Raw genomic sequence first — 8,237 nt, forward strand, 5'->3', positions numbered from 1 at the left:
TTTTGTCTCATCGTTCTCATGTCCCACATGGGCTTGCCTTTTAGGACAACGGGAGACGTCTTGAAGGATCAGGAAGCACCTTTTGGGGTGGCGTTCTTAGAAACGATACCTTGGCTGTAAAGGTGTCCGGATCGGGACGGCTCAAAAGTGAGCTAAACTGACTGCGTACGAATTTCGTCCGCGCAACATGCTGCTATACGCGAACGCAGGGCGCGGGAGTTTTTCTGCCTATTTATTGGGCAAGATTGCCGGAAGTATCCGGGCCATCAGGTCATCGATTTTCGCAAGGGCATTCCAGACCCCGAAACTGGGCCTTTTCTTCTTCGCCTTGAAGATCAATTCAGACCTTCAAACAAGGTTGCCTGCAGAATTCTCTCTCTTGCATAGCCGTCTCTGTTTCAAGGTGCTTTCCGGGCAACGGTTGGTCCCCCCGTTACTCCCCTTTTCGGTAAAACAAAAAGTCTACCTGGGTAAAACATTATGGGATGTTGGAAATCCGTAACGGGTAAAACATTAAGTGGGCCGTGTAAGACATTTTGGAAATGTCAGGCTGGGCCTGTGTAGGACATTACGGCCAATTTGTATGACATTGTGGGAAATCCCGAAGGGGTATTCAGTGCCGTGAGAGGGCGGTGTCTCCCCCTTAAGATTCAACTGCCGCCGCATGGATCTTGCACGGAACCCGCAAGGGTGAGTGACCCGCATGCATGGGTCATCTCCCCTATAGGGTTCCGACATCCATGCATGCATGGATCTTGCATGGAAGATGCATGGATCATGTGTCTTCGCCTGAAAGCCAATGTACGTTACCAGGCGAGCCGTCAGGAGCACGTAGGCCTTGTGCTTTGACCCGGTTATCTCCGCGTTTGAATGTTGCTGCTACGAACCCGGCACACATCAGTTCGTCCAGAACCTTCCGTTGCCCTTCAGCAGTGCTGACACCGCTCTCACTCAGAAGGCGTTTCACAGACCGGGCATCCTTTGAAAGCTTTGGGCTCCACGGACCGGTCGGGCTGCCTTTCGCTATGCCAGCCTTGATAGCGTCCATCTGCTCCATGGAGATCATGTCATGCGGCGGGGACCAGGGCACCATGACCGGCACCATGTCGCCGTTGTCCAATTCGCGTGACTCCCGTTCGAACCATTCAGCAGTCCCGATTGGAGCGGCATTGATCTTGGCGCCATCAACGCGGGAGAAGAACCGTCGATGGTCAGCCTTGATTCCGAAGTTGTTGGCTTCCTCTTCGGTCATGACGGTGACTGTCAGCACGATACGGGCAGCACCGATGACGGACGATGCGCCGCGTGCCACGTCAGGGTCGCCAGCCGTTGCTGAAGAGCCTTTACGAGTGTGATGGAGCAGGACAACTGCCATTTCATAGCGAATTGCCAGACTGCGGAAATAGGCCATGACAGAGCGGACGGCCGTATTGTCGTTTTCCTCGGCCTCATGAAGCTCAACCAGGGGATCCAGAATGAGGACGTCCGGGCGCATGTCGGCAAGCTGCTGAAGCATCTGGTGCATGGCTTCTGTGGGAATGAGGGCATGGGTATTCGGGTCGATGGTTAGCAGGGTTCCGATACCATCCGTGCCGATCCGGATAACGTTCTGGCGGAGGTCTGCAGATGTACGGCCCATGTACCGCAGAACACCTGAAAAACGACGGCGCTGCTCGTCGCGGTCATCCTCGACATTGTAGGTCATGACCTTGCGAGGCGGTGTCTGCATACGCCCATAGCGCAAGCCCAGTCCGAGCGCTGCTGCCCATCCAACCATCAGGCTCGATTTACCTGCTGCAGGCGCCCCGACTACTACGGTAACAGCGCCGCGCAGAAGATAGCCAGGAGCAACCCACGGACGTTTCGGGATGCAGCTTTCCTGCCAGTCGTCAGTATCGAATGTTAGGAGCGCCTTGCTCCCTGCCGGACCAAGTGCCTCACGCTCCTTTGCCTGGTGCTGTGCAGTGACGGCTTTGTCTGTCGCGTCGGAAACAATTTGGTCCAGGGTGGTGCTCACATGACACCTCTCGATTTCAGTGCGGACGCAATGGTCTTCTGGATTTCCTGCGGCGTGAGACCCGCTTCTAGTCCGGCTGCTGCCATGGCGTCCGCAATCTGACTGACGGTCAAGTATCCCTCTGGCACGAAGCGGGCGAGGGAATAGGTCTCTGCATTCAGGCGATCATTCCGTCCACCTTGCCCGGTCGCAGCAACGACCCGCACGGCAGCACGCAGGGCACCGGCCGCATATCGGTCCGCGTCCTTCAGGCCGTTCTCGATCTTTGATAGATCGGCTTTCGGGGGTGGCGCTGGTGTCAGGGCCTCGATTAGCCAGGCTGGCCATAGCTGGGGCCGGACCCGTTCAATAATTTCCAGACCAGTTGCGGGCCACCAGATGATGTATCCGCCATCTGCCCTGACATCGACGCCGCGTGCGAGTTTGCTGGCACTGTTCCGCAGACCTGCGCGATGCTGGAAAAGGAGATGCACGCCACCCGAGCGCGTGCGCTGCATCCGGTGGCCGGAAAGCTGGGTGCAGTGATCGCCATACCATTCGTCAGCTGTCGTGTGCTGCAGGTCGAGATCCAGCACATCAAAGCCGGATATCGCCCCGGTGGGAACGCCGATAAGCGGGCCGGGGCACTGGCGCCATAATGCGAGAGCATCCTTCTCGCCTCGTACAGCGTCTTTGAACCCGTTGCGGCATGCAGGTGCCTTGTCTTCACGACATGGGAAAACCGGAAGGCTTCGAGCAAGCACAGCAGCTTTGCGGGCTGTCTCCTCATGAAGAGGGGTTTCCACTTTGAGGGACGCGCTCATGCCTTGCTTCCTTTCGATGCGAGGCGGCGGAGAAACGCTGCGATTTCGCGGGCGGCATGAGACTTGGCAGTATGGATCACCGAATGATCCATCTTTTCCAACGTCATCTCTTCCCCTGCACGACAAATCCGAAGAATTTCATCATGGGAAATCATTGCGTTTTCACTGCAGAACTGGTCGCAGATATCAGCAGCGTGGAGCAGGCCGGGAATGAAAGAGGCGTCCATTATAGGTCATCCTCCCGATCCAGGTGCTGACGTCCCATCGTGATGATGTTCTTCAGCTTCTCTTCGGGGCTCATGCCTTCCTGCATTTTGCAGGCTGCTTCGGCAGCGGTGATGCACCAGTCGTCCTCAAAGCTTTCGTCAACGAGGCCATATTGCTGAAAGGCACCCATGGCACCCTGAGCGACAAAATGCGGGGCAATCAATACGTCACCGGCATCAGTCGCGACCGTGCGCACGCTGTCCTGCCATTGACCGGATCTGGTCATGTTCAAGAAGACCGTTCGCAGGTCATCCGGCAACGCGGCCGCTGCTGTCAGATCGGCACAGGCATGCCAAGGCAAGGCAACTACGTCATTTGGGGCACGGAAAAAGCGCACGGCGCATCCGCGGACCTGGCCGATGTAGAAGGGATTATGACGGTCTCTCATCGGACGCCTCCCTGCGGAAGGGCAGAGAGGAGTTCCCGGTTTCCCCACTCTTCCTGAGAGATTCCAGGCCGAAAAAGCTGGCCATCATCGGAGAGGGCGAACCCAACTTCCGTGGGGCGTCCCAGTGCGTCTTTTCCAAGCATTGCGTTGATTTGTGCAATAATGCGCGGACAAGACTTTCCCATTGCCATCCGCGGGCTTTCGCCGCGGGGCTCAATCTTCGTATTCATCAGGTTTTCAGCCTTTCTTGGCTTGCCTGACGATCAGAACTCCAGTTATGGTCCCTGCTTATCGCTCCCCAGCGTTTCACAGGTTTCCAAAACCGCTCTGACCTCAGGGCGGTTTTGTGCGTTTAAGCGGACTGTTTTCCGATCCGGGGCAGGTTCGCGAAATGGCGTTCCACAGAGGCTGTCACGATCCGTGTTGAGCGGCCGACTTTCACAGCCTCAATTTCTCCACGCTCAAGCATCCGGTATTGTGTCGAACGGCTCAGCCCGAACCATGCTGCTACTTCTTTCACGGCCGCATAAGGCGGCAGCATCTCTTTGCCTTCGTGGGTCATGTCGTCTCCTGCATCATCAGGGCGTCTCCTGATATTCCACCAATAAGGAAGCTGTATTCTCTTCGCCATGACGTTGATTCGAACTAATTGCTGTCATCATCTGGCAAGGAGGCAGAACCTTTCTTTCGCGATCTTCTGGTTGGAGGAACAGGTTTGCCAGCTAAAGCGAGACGACCGTACTGAAGCCGACGTTTTCGCTGCCTTTCGCTAACGGGTTTGCCAACTTTCATTTGCTCTAAAAGCCATAAGTCCTGAGCTACGGTCAGCCCTAGAGCGCGGTGCCTATCCGATATATTGGCCTCACAGGCTTCCTCTCTAATTGTTTGTAGTCTTGTAAAAGCGGTTTCACCCTGTCCTTTCCCGAGCTCGAGCGCTGACAGTAAGTTGTTGGCGGCAAAGTCAGGCGGCATGTTCGTCAGAGCATCAATTTCCAATGAAACACGTAAAAGGTAGGCTGCTATTTCAGGTGGAATAGAAATGGATTTCGAGATTGTTAAGGGATGGATTCCATCCGTGATTTCTTCCGAATTTTCTCGAAGAAGAAATGCTAGGGCGCCCCACAGAAAAAGCGGATTTTTGCTCTCTTCAAACATACGTATCCCGTTCAGGACTGTGGCGATCAGGGTCTCTTTTCCTAGTTTCTGCACCGCCATTGGCCTTTTCTGTTTTTCTCAAGCATCATGACGATCACACGCTTGCTAAATCGTAGCTAGACCGCCTTATCGGCACCCTGGTCGAGTGAGAGCGATCACGTCCTGAGCAAACTGCCGTATGTTGGCTTCACTCTCATAATCATATGGGCTGTCAGCAATGGCTCGAGCCTTTGCCAGTAAATCGGCACGACTTCGCACGGGCAAGGAAAGCATCTTCTGACGTCCATAGGCCCATTGTTGGATGGCAATGTCCGTCTTTCGATCGAGGTCCGGATCTACATCAAATGGTATATGGGACAATCGTCTGATCTTGGCGTTGGCAGCCAGGGTGGCGTGTGCAGCATTTTGAAGACGGCTCACTTCTGGATCTCCGAGAACAGAGGCACGAGCGCGGCGGGCTTAACTGGCGCCCCAGCATGCAAGTCTGGGTCAAAGACACGGTAGCGTCCGATGACAATCCCACGGTTTATGGCTTGGAAATCAGCGACGGAGACAGTTTGTGCCGTCTCTGTGGTCCCCTGCCAGATCATGAACCCGGCAGGGCGTTTCTGGACGCGGTAGACACCCCATGATCCTGGCATGATCTCAAGAAGGTATGAGTTGTCCCCGATGAACTGAGGGTTGTCTTTTCGGATCGTCGCATAGTCGCCGGTCCGGAACTCGGGGGACATATTCATATCCGTGATTTTCACGAACATGACCTTGCCCTCGTTGAGAAGAGGGTGAGCTTTCATAGTGCCGCGCTCCGGCCGCCGTCATGCTCGGCTCTGAGGATGGTGGCCGTGTCTCGACACAGTGAAGAAAGAAGGCATCGGTCCGGATACTGCTTGTCCTTCAGGTCTTTGGGGCTGAAGATACCGGCGCAATACAGTCCCACAGCATCAAGCTTGGCGCTCAGCCCTTCGCGTGTCACGGCCTGGGTGGCGACAATCTCGGGCAGCATCATCATCCAGGCGTCGTACAGAGGCTTCCCTGCGGCCTCGGTCTCTTCATCATCCCATGGCAGATCGATGATTTCAGCCCAGATCCGGTAAGCTTCCGTGAAGCGCTTGCATGTGGAAATCAGCTTGGCATCCGTTATTTGAAGACGCGCTCCTTGCGTAGCTCTCTGGATCGCTTCCGCAGAGGAATGGTCCGGAGAACGGGCCTCACAAATAAGCTCTCGCTCTTCGCGGGACAGCTTGAGTTTTTCGCTCATCGCACGGTCTCCACCTGAAGGCCGGCGTGGTGAGCCATGACGGGATCAGGCTTCATCATTCCGAAGAAAACGAGGGCCAGCATGAGGGAGATGCCGAGGCCAGAGACTATTTCAGAAACCAGGCGCAGATTGAGCGCTCCTGCCACGCGAGCAGCGGGCATGGTATAGGCGTGCTTAGCCATTGCCGAACTATCCTTCGGTATGTGGTTAGGTCGGACAGGAAGGCTCCTACCCCTTCTGTTCGACCGCTTTATCTCTTGCGAGATGTCATCATAGGTGACACTCTCCTTTTATGAATGCAAGAGAAAATGTCATCAATGATGCTATTTGCCCGGCTCAGGTGAGAGCAGGACGCGCATTGATTGGCTGGACACAAGATAAATTGGCGTCTGAAAGCGGGCTTCCAAAACGGACCATTGCTCGTATTGAAGGAGGAGAAAGCTCCCCCCGTTCCACCACAATTGCTGCCATCCGAACTGCCCTGGAAGCCGCTGGTGTAGAGTTTGTGCCTGAGAATGGTAGTGGGGCTGGGGTTAGGTTGAGGAAGTGAGTGCTAAAGGTTTCACATTAGCCATGACTATTCTTAGTGGATTGGCTGGCATTTTTGCATCTGTGAGCTCTGATCGTGGGAACACTCCTATTCCCGAGGAAAAAGCATCGTGGAGTGGGCAGTCTCAATATGAAATAGATCACCGGAAAAAGTATGCTTGTTGGACTCGTCTAGGATGGTTTTTTATCGGGATATCGTTTTTAAGCAGTATTGTTGCTGCAATTTTTGATTTTTTCTCCTAGCTAAAATATGATCATAATCGAACGATTTAATAAGGAGGGAACAAGATTTGTTCCCTATTGGTATAAAGAGACATGCTGTTTCAAAATGGGTTACCCTACTATTGGTAGTAGTTCTGGGCTAACTTTGCCGTCTAAAAAGCGAAAGCTCATCATGCATGAAATTGAAGTTGGTTCAAATTTTGAGATTTTGATAAATTTGATCAAAGGGTACCATTTACGAATGGCTCCGGTCGGTTCTACTTCTCCGGTTCTTATTCAACCGGAAAGCATTATCGTCAGATTTGAAGCGCCTTACCCGTAAATTGCAACTAGAGGTAGATTACATGAAAGTGTCAATTTCCCCAAAGCGTGCCAAGGATCTAGAATTTGTTATCGATGCTTGGGTTGAAGGGCAGATACATGAAGGCAAGACAGGGTATGTTAAATATAGAGTTGATAGCGATGATAATTGGGTGAGCTACTATGAAGTGCCCTTGGAGTTGGCATCTTTTGTTGAGGGCATGATTCCGGACGCTAAAATCGAGAAATAGTGTCTGCCGTCTTATATCCCTCCTGTGGGTGATTAAGAAAAACATCATGAAACACACGGATTTCAAGATTGGAGAGTCCTTCTGGATCTGCTCCAAGGAATGGCGCTGCACGGACATTGGCCAACGTACTGTGGTCGCTATCAAGATTGAGGTAGGCCGCGACCCATCTTGGTACAGTGGGCCGCCTTATGCCGTTGTGGAGACGGTGTTCGATGAAGATGATATCGAGATCTGCTTTACCACTGAGGCAGAGATGAAGCATGCGATGGGCATCTGATTCATGTTCAGGCTGCTACACCCAGCCGTGGTAACCGAGCAAAGTAAGCTTCAACAGAACGTGTCACGATCCGCGTAGAGCGTCCCACCTTCACGGCCTGAATGTCTCCTTGGCTGAGCATCCGGTAGAGCCCTGAGCGGCTGATGTTGAACCGTTGGGTGATGAGAGGGATGCTGGCGTATTCAGGGAAGTCATTCAGGGTGTGCATGGTTTGTTCTCCATAAATGCCCCGCGGAGAGCGGTGGCTATGGAATTAGTCTGATGGATCAAGATTTCGAAAAGCAAGGATCTTGAGATGTTTTTTCAGAAGAGAGTCTCTTGAATTTTGGATCTTTCTCCAGAGGTCCCTACACATGTAGGGAGCCACGCAAAAAACCTAAAACCAAAAACATGCAAAAAGTTATTCGCTATTTTTAGGAGATAACCCATTGAAAAAAATAGGAATTTTCAATGGGGATTATCTTGGCCCGCCTAAAACCAAAAACTTAGGTAAAACTTGCTTAGGCCCAGAAGGGCACATAACCACTGTTAGGATGATCAGGGTCAGCAATTTTGATCCAACCTTCTTTCAAAGAAGATTTCAGAATTGCTGACGCTTTCACAGAGGCATTCCCTGCAATCGAAAATCGTTCACGAAGCGCAGAATTGGTAAGTCTTTCGTTTTGTTCCCAAAGAATCATGGAATAATAGTAGCATGACGTGCCCCCCGGAAATGTAACCATTTAAAAGTAGAGTCCGATCGAGAAGGAT

At 52.8% G+C, this 8,237-nt stretch carries 13 protein-coding genes; 3 read left to right on the forward strand and 10 right to left on the reverse strand.

Annotated features, from left to right (window positions below; genetic code table 11):
- Window positions 1-775: 775 nt before the first annotated feature.
- The 9 genes from ABF859_RS06055 to ABF859_RS06095 form a co-directional block, all read right to left on the reverse strand.
- Entirely contained in the window at window positions 776-2,017 is a 1,242-nt protein-coding gene (locus tag ABF859_RS06055; protein WP_415526872.1) for an AAA family ATPase, read from the reverse strand.
- Window positions 2,014-2,820, reverse strand: coding sequence for a bifunctional DNA primase/polymerase (locus ABF859_RS06060; protein ID WP_415526873.1), 807 nt, complete (start codon window positions 2,818-2,820; stop codon window positions 2,014-2,016). The genes ABF859_RS06055 and ABF859_RS06060 overlap by 4 nt, the downstream gene beginning before the upstream one ends.
- Window positions 2,817-3,047 (reverse strand): hypothetical protein, encoded by a 231-nt coding sequence (locus tag ABF859_RS06065; RefSeq protein WP_415526874.1) that lies wholly within the window; start codon window positions 3,045-3,047, stop codon window positions 2,817-2,819. Before ABF859_RS06065 ends, ABF859_RS06060 begins: the two co-directional genes overlap by 4 nt.
- A complete protein-coding gene (locus ABF859_RS06070; protein ID WP_415526875.1) occupies window positions 3,047-3,475 on the reverse strand; it encodes a hypothetical protein in 429 nt (142 codons plus the stop codon). The genes ABF859_RS06065 and ABF859_RS06070 overlap by 1 nt, the downstream gene beginning before the upstream one ends.
- Before the next feature lie 352 nt (window positions 3,476-3,827).
- Window positions 3,828-4,037: a helix-turn-helix domain-containing protein gene (locus tag ABF859_RS06075; RefSeq protein ID WP_415526876.1), complete on the reverse strand. Its 210-nt coding sequence runs from the start codon at window positions 4,035-4,037 to the stop codon at window positions 3,828-3,830.
- A gap of 83 nt (window positions 4,038-4,120) precedes the next feature.
- Complete coding sequence (locus ABF859_RS06080) at window positions 4,121-4,690, reverse strand: hypothetical protein (protein WP_415526877.1); 570 nt, start codon at window positions 4,688-4,690, stop codon at window positions 4,121-4,123.
- 356 nt (window positions 4,691-5,046) lie between these two features.
- Window positions 5,047-5,424, reverse strand: coding sequence for a hypothetical protein (locus tag ABF859_RS06085; RefSeq protein WP_415526878.1), 378 nt, complete (start codon window positions 5,422-5,424; stop codon window positions 5,047-5,049).
- Window positions 5,421-5,888 carry a hypothetical protein gene (locus ABF859_RS06090; protein WP_415526879.1) on the reverse strand — a complete coding sequence of 156 codons (468 nt, stop codon included), beginning with the start codon at window positions 5,886-5,888 and terminating at the stop codon, window positions 5,421-5,423. Before ABF859_RS06090 ends, ABF859_RS06085 begins: the two co-directional genes overlap by 4 nt.
- Window positions 5,885-6,070, reverse strand: a complete 186-nt coding sequence (locus tag ABF859_RS06095; protein WP_415526880.1) for a hypothetical protein — start codon at window positions 6,068-6,070, stop codon at window positions 5,885-5,887. The genes ABF859_RS06090 and ABF859_RS06095 overlap by 4 nt, the downstream gene beginning before the upstream one ends.
- Before the next feature lie 110 nt (window positions 6,071-6,180).
- On the opposite strand from ABF859_RS06095, the gene ABF859_RS06100 reads away from it, so the two are divergent.
- The 3 genes from ABF859_RS06100 (at window position 6,181) to ABF859_RS06110 (ending at window position 7,487) form a co-directional block, all read left to right on the forward strand.
- Window positions 6,181-6,438 (forward strand): helix-turn-helix domain-containing protein, encoded by a 258-nt coding sequence (locus tag ABF859_RS06100; RefSeq protein ID WP_211510582.1) that lies wholly within the window; start codon window positions 6,181-6,183, stop codon window positions 6,436-6,438.
- A 565-nt stretch (window positions 6,439-7,003) separates the two neighbouring features.
- Window positions 7,004-7,210, forward strand: coding sequence for a hypothetical protein (locus ABF859_RS06105; RefSeq protein WP_415526881.1), 207 nt, complete (start codon window positions 7,004-7,006; stop codon window positions 7,208-7,210).
- Window positions 7,211-7,256: 46 nt separating this feature from the next.
- On the forward strand, window positions 7,257-7,487 hold the full coding sequence (locus ABF859_RS06110; RefSeq protein ID WP_415526882.1) for a hypothetical protein: 231 nt from the start codon (window positions 7,257-7,259) through the stop codon (window positions 7,485-7,487).
- Between the two features lie 7 nt (window positions 7,488-7,494).
- Here ABF859_RS06110 and ABF859_RS06115 read toward each other — a convergent pair whose 3' ends face one another.
- Window positions 7,495-7,695, reverse strand: coding sequence for a helix-turn-helix domain-containing protein (locus tag ABF859_RS06115; RefSeq protein WP_415526883.1), 201 nt, complete (start codon window positions 7,693-7,695; stop codon window positions 7,495-7,497).
- Window positions 7,696-8,237: the final 542 nt, after the last annotated feature.

The organism is Gluconobacter sp., from assembly GCF_047722525.1.
GTDB lineage: Bacteria > Pseudomonadota > Alphaproteobacteria > Acetobacterales > Acetobacteraceae > Gluconobacter.

Coding starts and splice junctions, on each gene's coding strand:
- ABF859_RS06090 (WP_415526879.1), bottom strand. CDS start 5,888: ATGAGCGAAAAACTCAAGCTGTCCCGCGAAGAGCGAGAGCTTATTTGT.
- ABF859_RS06070 (WP_415526875.1), bottom strand. CDS start 3,475: ATGAGAGACCGTCATAATCCCTTCTACATCGGCCAGGTCCGCGGATGC.
- ABF859_RS06105 (WP_415526881.1), top strand. CDS start 7,004: ATGAAAGTGTCAATTTCCCCAAAGCGTGCCAAGGATCTAGAATTTGTT.
- ABF859_RS06060 (WP_415526873.1), bottom strand. CDS start 2,820: ATGAGCGCGTCCCTCAAAGTGGAAACCCCTCTTCATGAGGAGACAGCC.
- ABF859_RS06110 (WP_415526882.1), top strand. CDS start 7,257: ATGAAACACACGGATTTCAAGATTGGAGAGTCCTTCTGGATCTGCTCC.
- ABF859_RS06115 (WP_415526883.1), bottom strand. CDS start 7,695: ATGCACACCCTGAATGACTTCCCTGAATACGCCAGCATCCCTCTCATC.
- ABF859_RS06080 (WP_415526877.1), bottom strand. CDS start 4,690: ATGGCGGTGCAGAAACTAGGAAAAGAGACCCTGATCGCCACAGTCCTG.
- ABF859_RS06100 (WP_211510582.1), top strand. CDS start 6,181: ATGAATGCAAGAGAAAATGTCATCAATGATGCTATTTGCCCGGCTCAG.
- ABF859_RS06085 (WP_415526878.1), bottom strand. CDS start 5,424: ATGAAAGCTCACCCTCTTCTCAACGAGGGCAAGGTCATGTTCGTGAAA.
- ABF859_RS06075 (WP_415526876.1), bottom strand. CDS start 4,037: ATGACCCACGAAGGCAAAGAGATGCTGCCGCCTTATGCGGCCGTGAAA.
- ABF859_RS06095 (WP_415526880.1), bottom strand. CDS start 6,070: ATGGCTAAGCACGCCTATACCATGCCCGCTGCTCGCGTGGCAGGAGCG.
- ABF859_RS06065 (WP_415526874.1), bottom strand. CDS start 3,047: ATGGACGCCTCTTTCATTCCCGGCCTGCTCCACGCTGCTGATATCTGC.